This is a genomic window from Pseudomonas sp. B707 (assembly GCF_022496685.1).
In the GTDB taxonomy this organism is placed as follows: Bacteria; Pseudomonadota; Gammaproteobacteria; order Pseudomonadales; family Pseudomonadaceae; genus Aquipseudomonas; species Aquipseudomonas paraglycinae.
The window spans coordinates 243,941-262,633 of sequence record NZ_WTVE01000033.1; the positions used below are offsets into that span (position 1 = coordinate 243,941).

Genomic DNA, 18,693 nt, shown 5'->3' on the forward strand with positions numbered 1-18,693 from the left:
TGTGTGAAAAATGAATCGTCCGCTGTTTATTTCTCTGGATGGGCCAAAAGGAACCGGCAAGACCACATTATTGGAAGCGGTTACGGCAGTACTGAGGGCCGACAACAAGAAAGTCATCCGGCTTTGCGAGAGAAAAAGCGATCCGTACCGGGGTGCCACGATGGCCCTCGTTAACGAACTTGCCAGAAATCCCTCCCGGGATCTGGAGTGGGCTGTGTGTCAGCGCTTTGCTGATAGCCGTAGCTGGATCTCCCGGCACGTGCTGACTAAGCAGCCGCTGGGCAGCATTGTCTTGATCGATCGCTGGTATCCGTCTGACGCCGCGTTTCGCCATACCGTCCCGTTTGCAGAGATTCTCCAGTTGAATATCGAGCAAAACGTGCAGGTGCCAGACCTGCATGTCGGCGTCGTCACCACGCCGGATATTTCATGGGCCAGGGCAACGGCACGATCCAGAGGACTGGGCGGTACTGTGATTCAAAAGCACGCAGAGCATGTCGCGTGTACGGAGATGTTCGAGCAAGCAGCTGCCGATCATGGTTGGGTTTTGTGCCGTAATGAAGGAACGGTCGAGGATGCGACGATGCAGGTGGTTTCTGAGATCTATGAATTGTTCAACTGATTGCCGAGGTGGATCAGATGGTTTTAGGCGGGAGTTCATAAAGTTCCGCCCAGACACATCATTTAACATAATATACATTACACGTAACAAAGTATTACGAAGTCAGCCCGGTTGCGCACACCATTTCAATCTCCAGCATCGCTCTCAAGGACCTGATCCTTGGTGCCTGCAGATCTCTCCATTTGAAATGTGCTGCGCTCAATCCTCGTCACGCGTCAGCTTTTCAATCAGCACTCGATGCTGCGGATACTGCGCTGTGAGTTTCTGCCGATTCCCCATTTCCATATCCGCGAAATCAAACCCTGGTGAAACCGCTTCGCTGATCAAACCAAATCCGTTCGAACCATTCAGCAATCTGGAGGCTTTCCAGATTCCGCCCGGTACGTGCAATTGCAAATGTTGTCCGGCTAGAACATCGCTGCCCATCACCAACGTCTGCAGTGAACCGTCTTCAAGGATCAAGCTGTACTCAATGGCATCGCCCAGATGGAAATAATGCAGGATGTCCGAATGGTTGAAATGAAACTGGCCGACCGGTGATTCTTCGGTCAACAGGTAGTAAATCGACGTCATCAGATAACGCGGCCCACCGGCGGTTTCGAGCATGTCCCGATGATCGGCCTGGTAGGTTCTGCGAAAGAAACCACCTTCGACGTGAGGCTCAAGGTCCAGTGACGCAATCAGGTTCGATGCAGTAATCGGGCGTGGATTCATGACCTGCTCCATCGTTTCAATACGATCTGTAATAACTCGACTAAATGACCGTTTAGTTGAGTTATAGAAGAGGCCCAAAGTCCCCTGCTCGAAACCACATTTTATCTGAATCATCTGCTTTTAAATAAAGATTACGCACCTGAACCTCCGGTGCCAAACTTAGCCTTGTACCACCACCGTGCTCTCATAGTGGAATTCTTAGCTCGACCACTCTACGTATTTTCTTTCTATCACAGGTCGGATCCTGTGCGTTGACGGCGTAGATAACGATGCCCCGCTCGCCAGCGTATCCGCCAACTTGCCGAAGCTCCTCACTACGATCGGGTCGGATCATCGCCTCAACTTTTTCCCGATACACAAGCGCTGATCAAATTCCTGGCCTATCTTTGTCTGCGACGATTCGTTTATGCGCAAGCCTTGAGCCTCCATTTCATAAGGGATTTCGAATGAGTGCACTGACCGACCTCAACGCTTTGCAGGCCAATATCTCTGAGTCAGTGCTCGGGCAGGATCAGGTGATCCGTCAGATTTTGCTGGGGTTGCTGGCTAACGGGCATTTGCTGCTAGAAAGTCTTCCAGGGTTGGCCAAGACGCGCACGGTGAAGGCGCTATCCAAGCATCTTGATGCAAAGATGAGCCGCATTCAGTTCACGCCGGATCTGTTGCCATCAGATATCACTGGTGCAGAGGTACTGCATCAGGTCGAGGGTCGCAATGAAATCCGTTTCCAACCGGGCCCGCTGTTTGGCAACCTGATTCTTGCAGACGAGATCAATCGCGCACCGGCCAAAGTTCAGGCCGCGTTGCTTGAAGCGATGGAGGAACGACAGATCACCGTAGCCGGCAACAGTCATCCTTTGCCAGAGTTATTTATCGTAGTCGCGACCCAAAACCCCATTGAGCAGGAAGGCACCTACCCGCTGCCGGAAGCGCAAATGGATCGTTTTCTGATGAAAGTCTTGCTCGATTATCCCAGCGCTGAAAATGAAAGTCAGGTGCTGCGCCTGCTACGCGACGAAGAATTCACCAAAGGTTCGAACACAGCGTCCAAGAACAACTTCGAGCTCGCCCAGGATGTGATCTTCGCAGCGCGTAAGGAAGTCAGCGCCATACATGTTTCGCCCGCCATTGACCGTTATCTAATCGACCTGATCAATGCCACCCGCTATCCGGCTGACTATGACGAAGATCTGGGCCGCTGGATCAATATTGGCGCCAGTCCGCGTGGTGGCATCGGCCTTGATCGCTGCGCCCGCGCCGATGCGTGGTTGCTAGGCCAGGACTTCGTCTCGCCGGATAACGTGCGCGCCGTGGTGCATCCGGTGCTACGTCATCGTATACAGCTTAGCTATGACGCAGTGGCCGATGGAGTGACGGCTGACCAAGTGCTGGATCGGATACTGGACAAGGTAGCTATTCCGGCATGAGCAGTGACGGGTTTGTCTATGTATCTCTCGCCCAATTGATGGCGTTGGAGTTTCCGGCTCGAGGGCTCAGCTTTGCTGCGCGTCAACCTCAGGGCAGCATTCTCGCCGGCAATCATGCTTCGCGCTTGCGTGGCAGAGGCCTGAACTTTGACGAATTGCGCCGTTACCAGCCCGGCGACGATTTGCGGCATTTGGACTGGCGGGCTTCGTTGCGTACCGGCAAGCCTGTGGTGCGCACTTTCACAGAAGAACGCGACCGCCCTGCTCTGATTCTGGTCGATCAACGCATGTCGATGTTCTTCGGCTCTCAGCGCAGCTTCAAGTCCGTCGTCGCTGCCGAACTTGGGGTGCTGGCTGCGTGGATTGTATTCAACGCTGGCGACCGAGTGGGTGGTCTGGTGTTCAACGACTCCCGTATCGACAGCATTTCACCCTTGCGCAGCCGCAAGCGAGTGGAGGCATTATGCAGTCGTATCGCTGCGCAGAATCAGGAGCTTGATGCGTCCAGTCCCGATGCCGAAGACGCCGATCAACTCGACAAGGTTCTGCAGCGTTGCCTGGCGTTGGCCGGCCATGACCACTTGATATGCATCGTCAGCGACTTCGCAGGTGCGGGTGAGCGTACGTTGCAACTGATGCGGCAACTGGCGGCACACAATGATGTGATTGCCATGCAAGTCTATGACCCGATTGCGATAAATCTGCCAACCGACGGCAGGTTGTTGGTGACTCAAGGCGAATTACAGGTGGAGCTGGCGGTGGGCCGCCGTCAGGTGCATCAACCACTGGGTGACTATCTCGGCGGACGGCTCAAAGATGTTGCCACCCTGCTCCGCCGCAGCCAGGTACCGTTGATGATGTTCAGTACTGCCGAAGAGTCGCTCACTCAATTGCGGGCAGAGCTGGGTAAACAACCGGGGGGACGACCATGAGCGCGAACGTTCCGAGTGTCGCGCAACTCAAGGAGTTGGCGCTGCCCCCGCCCGTCAGCTATTCGCCGCAAACCTGGGGTTGGTGGTTGCTATTGGCGACTTTACTACTGGCTGCCGTGATCATTGGCACCAGGCGCTTGATTCAATGGCGTCGTGATCGCTACCGGCGCGAGGCGCTGGCACAGCTGGAGCAGTTGCGCACCAATAGTGACGAGTTGTATGCGCTCCGGGAACTGCCTGAACTGCTCAAGCGTGTAGCACTGTCTATGCAGGGACCAAGATCGCTTACCTCGAGCGCCGCTGCTGCAGCGTTGCAGAGTTCTGAGTGGCAGATTTTCCTTCAAGCCCACGTCGATCAGCCGCTCCCCGAGAAGTTCGCGCAACAACTCGCGACGCTGGCCTATGCCCCGGACGCCACCCTGCTCGCCCTCCCCGCCCCCCGGCGCGATGCATTATTTGATACTTGTAGACTATGGGTGGAGCGGCATCATGTGGCAGCTTGAATATCCATGGTTGCTGATTCTTTTGCCGTTGCCTTGGGTTACTTACCGTTATCTGCCCGCCTACCGTGAAGCTCGAAGTGCTTTGCGCGTGCCCTTTTTCAACGCAATGAGCCGCGCGGTGGGTGAGACGCCGTCATCTGCTGGCAGCCGCGGCAATCGCTGGCAATTGCTGTTGAATCTGGTGATATGGGCGCTGCTACTGGTTGCCGCCTCTCGCCCCGTGTTCATTGAAAAGCCTATCGAGCGACAACAACCCGTGCGGGATCTGCTGCTGGCCATCGATATTTCGCAGTCAATGGAGACCGAAGACTTCACTGACGCTAATGGACAAAAGACCAATCGCCTCGCTGCGGTCAAAGCCGTCGTGCAGGGGTTTATCGACAAACGCAAGGAGGATCGCATCGGTTTGATCGTATTTGGCAGCGGCGCATACCCTCAGGCGCCATTGACACTCGATCACGCTAGCCTGTCACTGTTGCTGAACGACACTGGCATTGGCATGGCGGGGCCCAATACCGCGATCGGCGATGCCATTGGTCTTGGCCTCAAAATGCTGGAAAAAGCCCAGGAACAGGAAAAAATCCTGATACTGCTCACCGACGGTAACGACACCAGTAGTGCAATTACGCCGGGTCACGCCGCGGAAATGGCCGGTGCCAAGGGCGTAATGATTCATACAATCGGCATTGGCGATCCCGGTGCTACGGGCGAAGCCAAAGTCAATCTGAGCGAGCTGGAGCGTATTGCCAAAACCACAGGCGGCCAATTCTTTCGGGCCGAAGATCGCACCGCGCTTGATCAGGTGTACAGCACACTCGACCGCCTCACCCCGCACCAGGTCAAAACTTTTAGCCACCAATCCCAGCGTGAGTTGTTCTTCTGGCCGATGGGGGCGGCGCTCGTATTGTTGGCTCTGTATCACATATCCGCGCTGCTCGGGCCCCGTATGGTCAACTCGAGCCGGCGTCAGGAGGTGTGAGATGGACATAAACCTCAGCGACTTCCATTTCCTGCGTCCGCCATGGCTTCTGTTGGCTGCGTTCGGAGCACTGCTGCCGTGGATCTGGCGCCAAAGTCGCGATCTTCAGCGCAGCCTGCGTGGCAAGATTGCAGAGCATTTGCTGCCACATCTGTTACTCACGCCACAGGACCGTCAACGACTGCGGCCGGTACATTTACTGTGCGCCCTGCTGGTGCTTGGCGCAGTGGCTGCTGCCGGACCGACCTGGGAACAGGATCGCCCGGACTTTCTGGAAAATCGTGCACCGTTGATCATCGCCCTCGATCTGTCTCCGTCGATGGATGCCAATGATATTCAGCCTACGCGGCTGGAAGCGGTCAAACATAAACTTCATGACTTGATTCAGCGAAGAGCCGGCGCCCGCACCGGACTGATCGCCTACGCAGGAACCGCACATCTGGTCTTGCCTGCGACGAACGACCCAGAACTGTTGGACACGTTCATCCAGGCGCTAGATACGGGACTGATCGAAAAGCAAGGCAAGGACGTTGCGGCGGTGATCGAACAGGCGAAACGCTTGCTGGACGCTGAGAAAACCCCTGGCACCCTGTTGTTGATCACCGACGGTGCCGACACCACCCAGTCAGAAAACCTCGGCAAACAGTTGCAGGGCGGCTCGCTTCAGGTTCTTGTGCTGGCAGCCGGAAATGAAAACGGTAGTGTGATTCTCGACAGCAACGGCCAGCCTCGTACCGCAGCTGACGGGCGCCCTGTAATCGGCAGTTTTGATCCGGCCGCGCTCAAGGATTTGGCTGCTGCCCTGGACGCACCGCTGGGCAGTCTGACACTTACCAATGATGATCTGGACTGGGTCGAAGGACACGCTCAACAACACTTTCGTAGTGCCAGTGAAGAACAGCGAGTATTGCACTGGAAGGATGCCGGTTATTGGTTGTGCTGGCCGCTTCTACTGCTGGCGTTGTTCAGTGTTCGCAAGGGGTGGAGTGTCAACTGGATGCCGGCGCTATTGCTGACAATCGGGCTCGGATGGCCGAGCGCACCGGCGCAGGCAAACGCGCTGACAGATGCTTTTCTCACCCGGGATCAGCAAGGGCGGTGGGCGTTCGAACATGAGCATTTCCCCCAGGCAGCAGAGCTGTTTACCGACCCGTTGTGGAAAGGTATCGCAGCCTACAAAGCGGCCGATTACGACTTGGCGCTGACATCATTCGCCCGCCTTGATACGCCGCAAGCCTATTTTTATCTGGGCAACATTTATGTGCGCCGATTCAAGTTCGATGAGGCTATTGCCGCTTACTCTCAGGCATTGAAACTGCAACCGCAGTTTCCAGAAGCCAGCGCTAACCTCGCTTTGGCGCAGGCTTTGCAGAAAGATACCGAAAGCGCCGAGCAAAATGCCCCAGATACCAAACCGGACCAGGTCAAATTCGACAAGGCACCGGGAAAAGGCCAAAGCAAGACGATTGAAACCGAACAGGCAACCTCGGATGCTCTGTGGTTACAAAACCTGACAACCTCCCCTGCGAAGTTTCTCAAGCAGAAATTCCGCTTGCAGGACCAAGCAGGAGCCACGCCATGAGACTCACCGCCTCACTCGCGTTGACCTCCTTGTTGCTGTGCAGCGTAAGCGCCCTCGCTGCCGAGCCCCAACTCAAGGTCCGGACCCATTTGCAGCCTGCCGATGGTGCAATGGTCGGTGAGATGTTGGAGTTACAACTCGACATCCTGACAGACACCTGGTTTACCAGCGCTCCCACCCTGCCTGAGCTGGTACTTGATGGCGCGCGGGTATTACCTCCCGATGGCCAGGCTGAGCACCTCAATCAGACGCTCGATGGCCAGTCGTTCAGCGGCATGCGTTATCGCTATCTGATCACACCGAATGTCGCCCGCGAATTCACAATCCCGGCGCTGACCGTACGCGCCACACCGGGGCAAGCGACAGAGGAACAGAGTGCCTCCAGTCAAACAGTACAGTTCAGCGCGGCCCAACCGCCGGGCTTCGAGCCGGATGAAATACCTCTGGTTGCAACGGGACTGCGATTGAGCCAACGCATAATCAATTCAGCCTCGCCCTTGAAAGTCGGCGACAGCATTACTCGGCAGTTGACTCTGCAAGCCGACAATGCCCTTGCCATGACGCTGCCGGTGCCACCGTTGGGCACAGTTGACGGCCTGAGCCGTTATCTGAAAACACCCCAGATACGCAATCTGGACGATGGGCGGGGCTTTTTGCTTGGTGGTGAACGGATCGACAGCGCCAGTTACCGTATCGATAGCGCCGGCGCTCACATGTTGCCCGCTATCAAAGTGAAATGGTGGGACTCCGGCACCCATCAGGTCCGAACCGCTCAAGTTCCTGCGGTCACGTTTGAGGCCACCGCAAACAATGCCTACAAACCTGTGTTTTCGATCGCAGAGGACCTCAGGCAACTCGGGCAAGACAGTCGCTTGCATCTTTCCACCCGGTGGTTGAGCTGGCTGGTACTTGTGAGCTTGCTGATCGCCGGCGTCTGGTTCGCCCGGCCATTGCTGACTCGTGGCTACCGCGCCTTGCGAACCCGTCAGCAAGCGCGCCATCAGGCACGATTGCAATCCGCCGACTACGCCTGGCGGCAAATCAGACCGCAGGTCGAAGGCCGGCCTCCTCAACTGACCGCTATATATCTGTGGCTGCGCCGAGGTCGATTCGGCGTGAAGCTCGCGGCACTCGACCCACATATGCAAACGCTGTTAAGCGCCGTTTATGGCGAAAAAACCAATAAAGACCAAGCGTTGCGTGAACTTCCTCAATCCTTGGCTAAGCTGCACAGTCAGGCCAAAGAGAAACAAGGCTTGCCGAAACCAGCCTTGAGACCGCTCAACCCCGTTCATGACAAGGATTACTCATGAGTCTCCCGAATCTGCATCTCCGTCGTTTCGGTCTGATCCTGCTGTTGCTCATTGCGCTGCCAAATCTGGTTCAAGCCGGTGAGCCACTGCCTTCGTGGAATGACGGCCCATCAAAAAAGAGCATCATCGAATTTGTCCAGTCGGTAACCGACCAGACGAGCAAGGATTTCGTCAAACCAGCCGAGCGTATTGCTGTATTCGATAATGACGGCACTTTGTGGAGCGAGCAGCCGGCGTATTTCGAAGTGTTATTCGCATTCGACGAGGTCAAACGCACGGCGGCGCAGCACCCTGAATGGAAAACCACTCAGCCTTTCAAGGCTGTGCTTGAAAACGACCATAAAGCGCTGGCTGCGACCGGCATGGATGGGTTGCTGAAAATCGTCGGTGCGACGCACAGTGGCATGACTACAGAAGAATTCAATGACTATGCCCAGACTTGGCTGACGCAGGCCCGACATCCAAAGACCGGTAAACCCTATACCGAGATGATCTTCCAGCCGATGCTCGAGATGCTTGATTATCTGCGCAGCGAAGGTTTCAAGACCTACATCGTCTCTGGTGGGGACACAGGCTTCATGCGCGCCTTCGCCGAAAGGGTTTACGGCATCCCGCCCGAGCAGGTCATTGGTACAACGTTCGACACGTCGTACCGGTTCAAGGACGGTAAGGCAACCATCCTGCGCAACCCGAAGTTGGCGCATAACGACGACGGGCCGGGCAAACCCGTGAGCATCGACAATATTATCGGCCGACGCCCGATTCTGGCGTTTGGCAACTCAGACGGTGACCTGCAGATGCTCCAATGGACTGCTGCCGGCGCTGGCAAACGCTTCATGGGTCTGGTACATCACACCGATCCCAAACGCGAATGGGCGTATGACCGTCAGTCGCAGATTGGTCGTCTGGACAAGGCACTTGATGAAGCCAGGCAGCGGGGCTGGACGGTTGTCGATATGGCGACAGAATGGAAGCGTATCTATCCCGCCGATGCGGGCCAACCTGCTCAGTGACAAGCGCTTTGTCCTCCAGGCCCCCGGTAAAGCCCGAGTAACGTTAAAGCACTTTCGAATCGGAATAAGGCTGTCGTGCAATGTCTTCACGAGTTACTAGCGAAATCCCGGATATGTCTGTTGCTGGCCCCTCTCATATAGCCCTGATCGTCCCCGCGCTTTTGCTGTGCATATCCGGTGCGGCGGCATTGATCTATCAAGTGCTCTGGATCAAGCAGTTGTCATTGGTGGTTGGTGTTGAGGTCTATGCCATCACCACGGGCATCAGCGCATTTTTCGCGGGTCTGGCGTTCGGTGGCTGGCTGTTCGGCCGCTGGGCAGATCGCCTGCATCAACCTGTCGTGCTGTACGCCATTCTGGAAGTGCTGGTTGCCGCACTAGGTGTCGGCGCAACGTTTGCACTTAGCCTTTCTGCCCCGGTGTTTGCCTGGCTGCAGCAGTATGTCGGCGTGCTGGCATGGACACTCCCCTTCGCTCTGGTGGGCGTCCCTGCTTTGCTGATGGCAGGTACGCTCCCCGTGCTGGTGCGATCCCTGGCATCAGCCCCGGGCAAGGCCGGCGGCCAACTGTACGCAGCCAATACCCTCGGCGCGATTGCCGGTACTCTGCTTGCCGCGTTTGTACTGGTTGCCACCTTCGGTGTCAGGGGCAGCGCGCTATTCGCCGCCATGTTCAATCTGCTGGCTGCCGCCGGCGCGCTCTGGTGGCAGCATCAGCAGCCGATAACGAAGGCTGCTGCGGTCAAGCACCTTTCCGAGCAATCCCCCGATCGCACAGCCTTGTGGCTCTACGCAGTAGCCGGCGGTGTGGCCCTGGGCTATGAAGTGGTGTGGTCGCAGTCGATCGTGCAATTCATGAGTACTCGTACCTACGCATTTGCCGTGGTGTTGGCGACGTATCTTGCCGGGCTGTTTCTCGGGAGCGCCCTGCTCTCCCGCCGCGTTGATCGGATCCGCGATCCATGGGGCGTGTTTGGTTTGCTTATCGTCGGCGCCGGGCTGATTGCGCTGCTGGAAATCGCTCTGCTCGGACGTTGGTTGGTGATGGCGCAGACTCAGGCCGAGATTTGGCTGCTGGCATTGGGCGCCGCTGAACTGGCGGGGATGAGTGCCCGTTTTGCAGTTGCCGCACTGAGCATTGTGTTTCTGCCGACCCTGTTGCTCGGAGCTGCATTTCCATTGGCGTTACGCCTGAGCGTCGGCAATGGGCGAGTTGGCCGAGATGTCGGTGCGGTGGTCGCCTTCAACACCCTTGGCGGGATCATCGGGGTGCTGCTCTGCGGATTTTTGCTGATTCCCTTGCTTGGCCTTGTGCGTACTTTGGGCCTGCTTGCGGTCATCGCGGCGGCCATCGGTTATCTGGCGGTACGCAAAGGACACGGCGTGAAAAAAGGACGGCGCCAGGCTGTTGTTGCACTCGGCCTGGTATCGGTAGCACTCGCACTGTTAACGCCGGTCGATAAGCTGGCGAGCTTGTTACCCGGCGCTCGCAATGGAACGCTGGCATTCTACGAAGAGGGGCGCGGCGGTACGGTTGCGGTGGTCACCCAAGGTAAAGGACAAAATGCATTCCAGCGCCTTTATATCCAGGGGGTTTCAAACACCGGCGACGCGATGCCGTCACTGCGCTACATGCGCATTCAGGCGTTGCTGCCGTTGCTCATCCACAATGGCGAGCCCCGCTCGGCTTTGGTGATCGGTTTCGGTACCGGAATCACCGCAGGTGCATTGCTCAAATATCCAGGGCTGGAGCATCGAGTAGTCGCGGAATTGCTGCCCTCCGTGATCAAGGCCGCCCCATTATTCAAAGGAAATTTCAACGCGGCCAGCGATCCTGGTGTCGATGTGCGTCTGCGCGACGGCCGTCAGGAGCTCCTGCGCAGTCCGCAAAGCTACGACTTGATTACGCTCGAACCACCACCACCCTCCGCCGCCGGTGTAGTGAATTTGTATTCCCGGGACTTCTATCAATTGGCCGCCAGCCGTTTGCAGAAACATGGCCTGGTCGCTCAATGGTTGCCTTTGCCAACACAAAATATTGAAGACTCGCGCTCACTGGTGCGCAGTTTTCTCGATGTATTTCCTTATGCGAATGTCTGGACCAGCGAATTTCATGAAATGTTGTTGGTGGGGTCGATGGAGCCAATCGAACTGGACGTGACAAAAATCAGCCAACGTTTTCAGCAAGATTCGGTGCGTAGCACATTGCAAGACGTCGGCATCGGCTCGCCCGCAGCGTTGCTGTCAACCTGGGTCACCGGCCGGGCCGGTCTTGAGCGTTTCGCCGCCGACGCGCCTGCCGTAACAGACGATCAGCCGCGCATAGAATACGCACCATGGGTGCGCGCCAAGGAGATCACCCGGGTACTTCCAGCATTGCTGGACCTGCACGTTTCGCCGCCTCTGGTAAATGGTGACGAAGGTTTTACCCAGCGTATGGAAGCCCATCGCCAACGCCTGATGCAGTTTTATCGAGCCAGCCTGCATGCCTATGACGGTGACCGAGACGCCTGGGCACGCGATATCCGGGAAGTCATGAGTGGTGACGGAGGTAATCCGTATTTTCGCTGGTTCGTCGGCCAGTGATTACCCGGTGAACATTTGACACTCGCCTGCCAGCAGGCTAAAGCTGCATTAGCTCGATACTTGCCTGAAGGCACATGGACCTGGACTACGGAAGTCGCAATGCCCAAGCATAAAAACAGAGCCGCACCGAACCAGCCTGACGCCGCACCGACCTCGATTTCTCGCTACCTGTTTCCCGTCACTATCGGCGTGCTGCTGGCTGCCGTGGCGGGAATCGGTTGGTTTCTGCTAAGCCCGGCACCCGCGTCGGGCAAGTATGTGGAGATCAGCGCCCCCGTGTTGCAACCCGCCAAGTCTGTACCGGTGGTCGCAGCCAAACCGGCGACGATGGTCGATGAACAACAATGCCAGGGTTGCCACAGTGAACAGGCCAAGGATTGGCAAGGCTCACACCACCAATTGGCCATGCAACCGGCCACCGCCGAAACCATGCTGGGTGACTTTAACAACGTCACCTTCAAAGCCGAAAACGAGACCACCCGTTTCGTGCGCAAGGGCGACGAATTCTGGGTCAATGCACCGGGGCTCGATGGCAAGAACGCCGATTTCAAAGTCGCTTACACCTTCGGCATCGCGCCGCTCCAGCAATACCTGATCGAGGTCGGCGAAGGTCGCTTGCAGGCACTGGGTGTCGCCTGGGATACCGAGAAGCATCGCTGGTTTCATCTCTACGCAGGCCAAGGTGTGAATTTCAAGAATCCACTGCACTGGAGCAAGCCGAGCCAGAACGCCAACTTCATGTGCGTTGAGTGCCACACCACCGGTTTCAAGCGCAACTTCGATGCCGCCAGCAACACTTTCGCCAGTCACTGGAACAGTCTTGGCGTCGGTTGTCAGGCGTGCCATGGTCCGGCGTCGAACCACCTTGAGTGGACAGCGAAGCAAACAGATCTGATCCATGCTGGTTTCGACGTCAACCTTAAGGACAAGAACGCCACCGTCGAAATCGAGACATGCGCCCGCTGCCACGCTCGCCGCGCGCCCTTGGGTGATGGCTACACCGTAGGAAAGCGTTTGATGGACGATTACCTGCCAAGCGCCCTCACCCGCGAGCTGTACTCACTGGACGGCAAAATCAAGGATGAAGTGTTCGAACATGGCTCGTTCCTGCAAAGCAAAATGTTCGACAAAGGCGTGCGCTGCAGCAATTGTCATAACCCGCATAGCAGCGAGTTGAAAGCACCGGGTAACGGAGTGTGCTTGCAATGCCATAACACCGCTGGGAAAACCGCCGTCGAAGGTGTCGATGGTAAAGGCCTCCAGGCAAAAAACTACGACTCGGTTGAACACACCCGTCACGCCATGGGCCAGCCTGGTTCACAGTGCGTCGATTGCCACATGCCCGGCAAGTTCTATATGGGTAACGATTTCCGGCATGACCACAGCTTCAGTATTCCCAACCCGGAACGCGCGGCAAAACTCGGCACTCAGGACGCCTGTTTGACTTGTCACCAAGGCCAGGGCGGGGACAAGATCACCGCGCAATTCAAATTGTGGAACAGCTCGACTGCCCCGCAGGCGCCGCGTTACGACGAAAGCCTGCGACTGATTCGCAATGGCCAACCCGGTGCAGCGCAGGCGTTATACGAGCAGTTGCAGCGCAGCAATCTACCGGCTATTCAGCGTGCGACGTTGTTGGCGGAGCTGGCGCTGTATCCGAGTGATCAAGCGTTGAAGCTGGCAACGCAGGACCTGAAAAATCCGGAGCCGCAAGTCCGTGAAGCCGCAGTACGCGCAGTCAGCGCGTTTCTCCCGCCGCCGGAGCGGACCTCTCTTTTGACGCCGCTACTGGGTGATTCGGTCAAAGCTGTGCGCATCGTGGCGGCACGGGATCTGTTGAGTGTCGCTCGCAATGGACTTGGCCCGGCACAGGCCAACTGGGACGCCGCAATTGCCGAGTACGAAGCCGTGCAAAAGAGTCTGGCGGAGCGCGCGGAAGCCAACCTCAACCTGGCGATGCTCTATCAAGCCAATGGTCGTTCCAGCGAAGTAGAGGGGCTACTGCGCACGGCAATCAAGCGCGATCCGGACTTCTACCCCGCTTTGGTCACGCTTGTGCAATGGCTGGAAGGCAACAGCCGCAGTCAGGAAGCCCAAGCCCTGCTTGATGAAAGCCTCAAACAACACCCTGACGCCGCGTTGCTGCACCATACTCGCGGACTGTCCTTGATCCGCGCGGGAAAAACCGCCGAGGCCATGCCATCCCTCAGCAAGGCTGCGCAACTGGAGCCGCAGAATGCACAGTACGGTTACGTTCTGGCAGTTGCTCTGCACGAGAATGGCAAAGTGGATGAAGCCTGTGCGCAACTGGAGCGTTTGCTCAAGGTGCAACCTGCCAATCGCAACGCGCGGCTATCGCTGATCGAGTGGTATCTCAACAGCGGGCAGGAACCCAAGGCACAGGTAGTCTTGCAGTCCTGGAAGAAAATGAATATTGCGGATCCGGCATTGAAATGAGTGCGGTTACGACTTGTAGCCTAAGGTGAAGGGGGCTGGCCGGTTCCAGGCCAGTCAATCACAGTTGCGCGCTACAGCCATTCATGAAGGAGCGGGCTATGTTCAAGTTCTTCAAGACTACAGTGCTCGGTGGCCTGATCTTTATCCTGCCGCTGGTTCTCATTTTCGTGCTGATCGAAAAAGCCATTCACCTTCTGCGAGGCCCGGTGCAAAAGCTTTTGCCAATGTTCTCCGGCTATGACATCGCCGGTGTCACGCTACTAAGCCTGGCTACCTTGGCGGGTTTGATTCTGCTGTGTTTTTTGGCTGGCCTGCTGGCGAAGACGACAGCCGCGTCGCGTGCTATCGACGCGATTGAAAACAAGGTCCTTGGCAATTTGCCCGGGTATCAACTGGTCAAGGACGCCGCGAGTCGAATGGCCGGGCTGGAAAATGACGACGGCTCAAAGGTCGGGTTAATCGCGGAAGGTGAAGGGTGGCGCGTCTGTCTGGTGCTCGAAAGTGTCGGCGAGCTCCTGACGATCTACATGCCTGATGGTGGTCCCGCTGGCGGTACTGCGGGTGAAGTGCGCTTGATTCCCGCATCACATGTGATCATTACCGAGCTGACATGGCTGACGCTGCTCACCAATTTGCGACGTGGAGGTCGTGGCCTCCTGGAAGCTATACAACCCTGGTTGCCAAATCCTGAGTGCCAGCCCACCTGCCCTGCCCCTCATCATGGTTGACAGGACAGAAGGGTTAGCAAGTCAGTCCGACGTTACTTGTTTTTCAACTTCAGGTACGACTGGTGAAGGTCCGCCGCCCACTCGTCCAATACCTTGCGCGCATCTGTCGCTTTCATGATTTGGCTGTCGTTCTCCAGCGGCTGGCCAGTGCCTTTGCGCACAACCTGAGCAATCACCGCGTTATTGCCGCCATCCAGAAATACGGCTTCAGTGGCGATCGTAGTTTCCTGGTCACGAATACCAGTCGCAGTGCTCACTGCAGCGGCGACCAGCGCGATTGGAATCACTTCGTATGGCTTGAGCCCTTCAGTCTTGCTGCTGACAGCCGTGATAGCCGCTCGCACAACGATGGTGCCCGGGCCTGGGCCATTGGCCAAAGGCAGGGACTTGCCCAGCTCACGCTTGAGTGCAGAGTCGTAGTAGGACGTGATGCCGTTGAGTGTGCTTTGCGGAATCTTGTCGGTAGGTTGTGGTTTGGGGTAAAGCTGGCTCGGCTCTACGTAAACGCTCGAGTATTTGTTCAGATCGAGCTTGGGATCAACCCAGCGCATCACGGCTGCACCCGAGGGGGATTTTTCCTCCTTCAAACGGCTGTAATCCTTGAGGAAACCCGAGTACTCATCAGGCTGAGTCAGCTTGCTTGAACATCCGGTCATGGCTAGCGTAGCCAGACATACCGACCCCATCAAAAGCGTTGCTCTCATTCTTGAATCTCCCTGGTGTGCGAAATTTCGCGAAGCCCATTCGATCAATGCATGGCTGCAAACGTCCTGGCTTTTGATGAGCCAATAGACGAGCCGTTTATGTATAGCTCAACTTTTTGCCCTGATCGCCAATCGAAGTAGATCTCGTCCTTTTCATCAGATACTGAAATAAAAAAAGTTGCTGAACCTTAAAGCACTTCTATTCTCATTGAAGTTTTTCCAGTCTCTAAAGTCCGCCGAGCGTACCCGATGGGAAATGACAAGGGATGGATCATTTGCGAGCACTGCGACGGTGTTTACGAGCGCAGCGTGCTCATCAAGAATCAGAAGACTTGGTGCGTGCGCTGCGGCGGCGTGCTCCAGCGCTATAACGGACTGACGATTGAGCAGCGTTTGGCGCTCACTCTCACAGCGCTGGTGGTGTGGATTTTCGCTAATTTTTATCCGGTGATGAGCATCAGCCTCAAAGGTCTGAAAAACAGTGCGACGCTATGGGATTCTGTCGTGGCGTTGAGCCTTGGACCGATCACTTTCATAGCACTCGTAGCCGCAGTAGCCATGATCATTGCGCCGATTATCCAGTTGCTGCTGCTGGTTTGGGTGCTGGGCTTTGCGCTGAAATCTCGTCGTTCCCCCGGTTTCCGCTTCTGCATGCGATGGCTGGAAACCCTTAGACCCTGGAGCATGCTTGAAGTCTGCCTTCTTGGGGCCATGGTCGCGGTGATCAAACTTGCCGGGCTGCTGGACGTGTTGCCGGGTATTGGCCTGTTTGCTCTCGCCGTGTTGAGCCTGATGATGATCCGCATTGCCGGGCGCGATATCCGCGAACTGTGGGACATCCTATGAACATGCCGCCCAATGCCAATGACCTTAACTTGTGTCTTTGCCACAGTTGCGGCCAGGCGTGCGACATGACGGGCGAACCCCATGAGTGCGAACGCTGCGGGTCTACCCTGCATCGCCGCAAGCCCGATTCGCTGACGAGGACCTGGGCCTATATGTTCACGGCGCTGGCGTTCTATGTTCCGGCCAATCTGCTGCCGGTCATGAATACCAAAATGGTCGGCAACGGCGCTGACAGCACTATCATGAGCGGCGTGCTGGAGTTCTGGGAGGCCGGAGCCTGGGATATCGCGCTGATCATCTTCATTGCAAGTATCGCCGTGCCCGGTATCAAGTTTGTCGCGATCACGCTGCTGCTGGTCACGGTTCAGCGCGACAGCCAATGGGCGCTCAAGGAACGCTCCGGTCTGTACCGGTTCGTTGAGGTCATCGGGTATTGGTCGATGCTCGACGTCATCGTCGTGGCACTGGTCGCGTCATTGGTGAAGTTCGACGCACTGGCCGACATCGAACCACGTGCCGGCATTCTGTTTTTTGGCTTGGTGGTGGTCTTCACCATGCTCTCGGCGATGAGTTTCGACCCGCGCCTTATCTGGGACCAACACAATCGGCAAGACAGGGAGTTCATGGATGAAGTCATCCACCAATGACAAGCCGCATACCCCGGGACAGGCCCCGCTCAAGACGCGTCGATTCGGCGTCTCGCTGGTCTGGATAGTACCCATCATTGCAGTGCTGGTAGGCATTTCACTGGTGGTTCACAGCATTCTTCAGGAAGGGCCGACCATCACGCTGACGTTTAAAACAGGTGATGGACTCACCGCCAACAAAACCGAAGTCAAGTACCGCAATGTGGTGATCGGACACGTCTCGGATGTCAGTCTGAGCGACGATCAGAAAAGCGTGAACGCCACGATCAAACTGGCCAAACAGGCAGAAGGCTTCACTCGCGAAGACTCCAAATACTGGGTAGTGCGACCCCGTATCGGCGCGGGTGGCGTGTCCGGCATCGACACCCTGCTTTCCGGCGACTACATCGGCGCCGATATCGGTCAGTCAAACACGCGGGCAAAAACGTTCAAGGGGCTGGAAAATCCGCCTCCGATTACCTACGGCGAACCGGGCAAACGCTTTACCCTGCACACCGAAGATCTCGGCTCCCTGGACATCGGCTCCCCGGTCTACTACCGCAAGATACCGGTGGGCCAAGTCGTGGCTTATGCGCTGGACCCCGATGGTAAAGGCGTCAGTATTGAAGTGTTCATTCATACGCCGAACGACGCCTATGTCACCGAGAATACTCGTTTCTGGAACGCCAGCGGTATCGACGTAAATGTAGGTGCCAACGGTTTCGCTTTGAAAACCGAATCACTGTCGACCTTACTGGTGGGTGGCATTGCTTTTCGGGCGCCCGAGTTCAGTCCGAACGACACGGCCGCAGGCGAGGACAAGAACTTCGAACTGTTCGCGAATCAAGAAGCCGCCCTCGCCCCTCCCAATGGCAAGGCACAATACCTCAGTTTGCGTTTCGATCAGGCGATGCGCGGGCTCAAGGTTGACGCGCCGGTCGAGTTTCTCGGTGTCGAGATTGGCAAGGTTGTCTCGGTCAATCTTGATTTTGATGAGGCCAAACGCAGCTTTCCGGTCAATGTAGGCATCGTGATTTATCCGCAACGGCTGGGCCAGGCACACGCAAAACTGCTGAAGGTGCTGAAACACGACCCGGAGGACATAGCGGGGACTGCACGGATATTCAGCACCTTTGTCGGCAACGGTTTGCGAGCGCAAGCACGTAGCGGCAACCTGCTCACTGGTCAGTTATATATTGCGCTGGATTTCTTTCCAAAGGCGCCGAAGGTGGCGTTCGACATCAACGCACGGCCGATTGCGATCCCCACCGTGCCTGGCAGCCTGGAACTGCTGCAAGAGCAATTGCAGGCCATGGTCGACAAGATCAACAAGCTGCCGGTCGAGCGAATTGCCAGCAATCTTGATGGCAACCTGACCGAACTGCGCAAAGGGCTTACACAGTTCAATGCCAAAACGTTGCCGAGGGTACAGAGCACGCTTGCCGACATGAGCAAAACCTTGCAGTCGGCCAATGCGACGCTGGCTGAAGACTCGCCGCAGCGGGAAAAACTGACTGAAACACTTGATGAACTCGGACGCATGTCGCGCTCTCTGCGTGAACTCTCGGATTACTTGGGACGCAACCCCGAATCGCTGATTCGCGGACGCCCCGCCAATGCCGCGCCACTGGACCTGAAAGGGCCGCCACGTAACTAAGCGCA

At 56.6% G+C, this 18,693-nt stretch carries 16 protein-coding genes; 14 read left to right on the forward strand and 2 right to left on the reverse strand.

The window, feature by feature from the left end:
- Window positions 1–10 precede the first annotated feature (10 nt).
- Entirely contained in the window at window positions 11–622 is a 612-nt protein-coding gene (locus GQX66_RS23400) for a dTMP kinase (RefSeq protein ID WP_102686161.1), read from the forward strand.
- A 198-nt stretch (window positions 623–820) separates the two neighbouring features.
- Here the strand turns inward: GQX66_RS23400 and GQX66_RS23405 are convergent, their stop codons facing one another.
- Window positions 821–1,336 (reverse strand): cupin domain-containing protein, encoded by a 516-nt coding sequence (locus tag GQX66_RS23405; protein WP_240871770.1) that lies wholly within the window; start codon window positions 1,334–1,336, stop codon window positions 821–823.
- A 446-nt stretch (window positions 1,337–1,782) separates the two neighbouring features.
- Here GQX66_RS23405 and GQX66_RS23410 point away from each other — a divergent pair, with 446 nt between their 5' ends.
- From GQX66_RS23410 to GQX66_RS23455, 10 genes are all read left to right on the forward strand, one after another.
- Entirely contained in the window at window positions 1,783–2,763 is a 981-nt protein-coding gene (locus tag GQX66_RS23410; protein ID WP_085745687.1) for a MoxR family ATPase, read from the forward strand.
- On the forward strand, window positions 2,760–3,695 hold the full coding sequence (locus GQX66_RS23415; protein WP_085745686.1) for a DUF58 domain-containing protein: 936 nt from the start codon (window positions 2,760–2,762) through the stop codon (window positions 3,693–3,695). The genes GQX66_RS23410 and GQX66_RS23415 overlap by 4 nt, the downstream gene beginning before the upstream one ends.
- Window positions 3,692–4,198 carry a DUF4381 domain-containing protein gene (locus GQX66_RS23420; protein WP_085745685.1) on the forward strand — a complete coding sequence of 169 codons (507 nt, stop codon included), beginning with the start codon at window positions 3,692–3,694 and terminating at the stop codon, window positions 4,196–4,198. Before GQX66_RS23415 ends, GQX66_RS23420 begins: the two co-directional genes overlap by 4 nt.
- On the forward strand, window positions 4,185–5,177 hold the full coding sequence (locus GQX66_RS23425; RefSeq protein WP_085745684.1) for a VWA domain-containing protein: 993 nt from the start codon (window positions 4,185–4,187) through the stop codon (window positions 5,175–5,177). Before GQX66_RS23420 ends, GQX66_RS23425 begins: the two co-directional genes overlap by 14 nt.
- Before the next feature lies 1 nt (window position 5,178).
- On the forward strand, window positions 5,179–6,759 hold the full coding sequence (locus tag GQX66_RS23430) for a VWA domain-containing protein (protein WP_240871773.1): 1,581 nt from the start codon (window positions 5,179–5,181) through the stop codon (window positions 6,757–6,759).
- A complete protein-coding gene (locus GQX66_RS23435) occupies window positions 6,756–8,072 on the forward strand; it encodes a hypothetical protein (RefSeq protein ID WP_240871775.1) in 1,317 nt (438 codons plus the stop codon). The genes GQX66_RS23430 and GQX66_RS23435 overlap by 4 nt, the downstream gene beginning before the upstream one ends.
- Window positions 8,069–9,085 (forward strand): HAD family hydrolase, encoded by a 1,017-nt coding sequence (locus tag GQX66_RS23440; RefSeq protein ID WP_240871778.1) that lies wholly within the window; start codon window positions 8,069–8,071, stop codon window positions 9,083–9,085. Before GQX66_RS23435 ends, GQX66_RS23440 begins: the two co-directional genes overlap by 4 nt.
- An 80-nt stretch (window positions 9,086–9,165) precedes the next feature.
- Window positions 9,166–11,670 (forward strand): fused MFS/spermidine synthase, encoded by a 2,505-nt coding sequence (locus tag GQX66_RS23445; protein ID WP_240871780.1) that lies wholly within the window; start codon window positions 9,166–9,168, stop codon window positions 11,668–11,670.
- Between the two features lie 99 nt (window positions 11,671–11,769).
- Window positions 11,770–14,127 (forward strand): tetratricopeptide repeat protein, encoded by a 2,358-nt coding sequence (locus tag GQX66_RS23450; RefSeq protein WP_240871783.1) that lies wholly within the window; start codon window positions 11,770–11,772, stop codon window positions 14,125–14,127.
- Window positions 14,128–14,225: 98 nt separating this feature from the next.
- On the forward strand, window positions 14,226–14,855 hold the full coding sequence (locus GQX66_RS23455) for a hypothetical protein (RefSeq protein WP_085745678.1): 630 nt from the start codon (window positions 14,226–14,228) through the stop codon (window positions 14,853–14,855).
- 32 nt (window positions 14,856–14,887) lie between these two features.
- On the opposite strand, the gene GQX66_RS23460 is transcribed toward GQX66_RS23455, so the two are convergent.
- On the reverse strand, window positions 14,888–15,559 hold the full coding sequence (locus tag GQX66_RS23460; protein WP_085745677.1) for a DUF3313 domain-containing protein: 672 nt from the start codon (window positions 15,557–15,559) through the stop codon (window positions 14,888–14,890).
- 249 nt (window positions 15,560–15,808) lie between these two features.
- On the opposite strand from GQX66_RS23460, the gene GQX66_RS23465 reads away from it, so the two are divergent.
- Genes GQX66_RS23465 through GQX66_RS23475 form a run of 3 tightly spaced genes read left to right on the forward strand, consistent with a single transcriptional unit; the run spans window position 15,809 to window position 18,688 of the window.
- Entirely contained in the window at window positions 15,809–16,405 is a 597-nt protein-coding gene (locus GQX66_RS23465; protein WP_085745676.1) for a paraquat-inducible protein A, read from the forward strand.
- Window positions 16,402–17,052, forward strand: coding sequence for a paraquat-inducible protein A (locus GQX66_RS23470; RefSeq protein WP_240871784.1), 651 nt, complete (start codon window positions 16,402–16,404; stop codon window positions 17,050–17,052). Before GQX66_RS23465 ends, GQX66_RS23470 begins: the two co-directional genes overlap by 4 nt.
- Window positions 17,033–18,688 carry an MlaD family protein gene (locus GQX66_RS23475; RefSeq protein WP_085745674.1) on the forward strand — a complete coding sequence of 552 codons (1,656 nt, stop codon included), beginning with the start codon at window positions 17,033–17,035 and terminating at the stop codon, window positions 18,686–18,688. Before GQX66_RS23470 ends, GQX66_RS23475 begins: the two co-directional genes overlap by 20 nt.
- The last annotated feature ends 5 nt before the right edge of the window (window positions 18,689–18,693 follow it).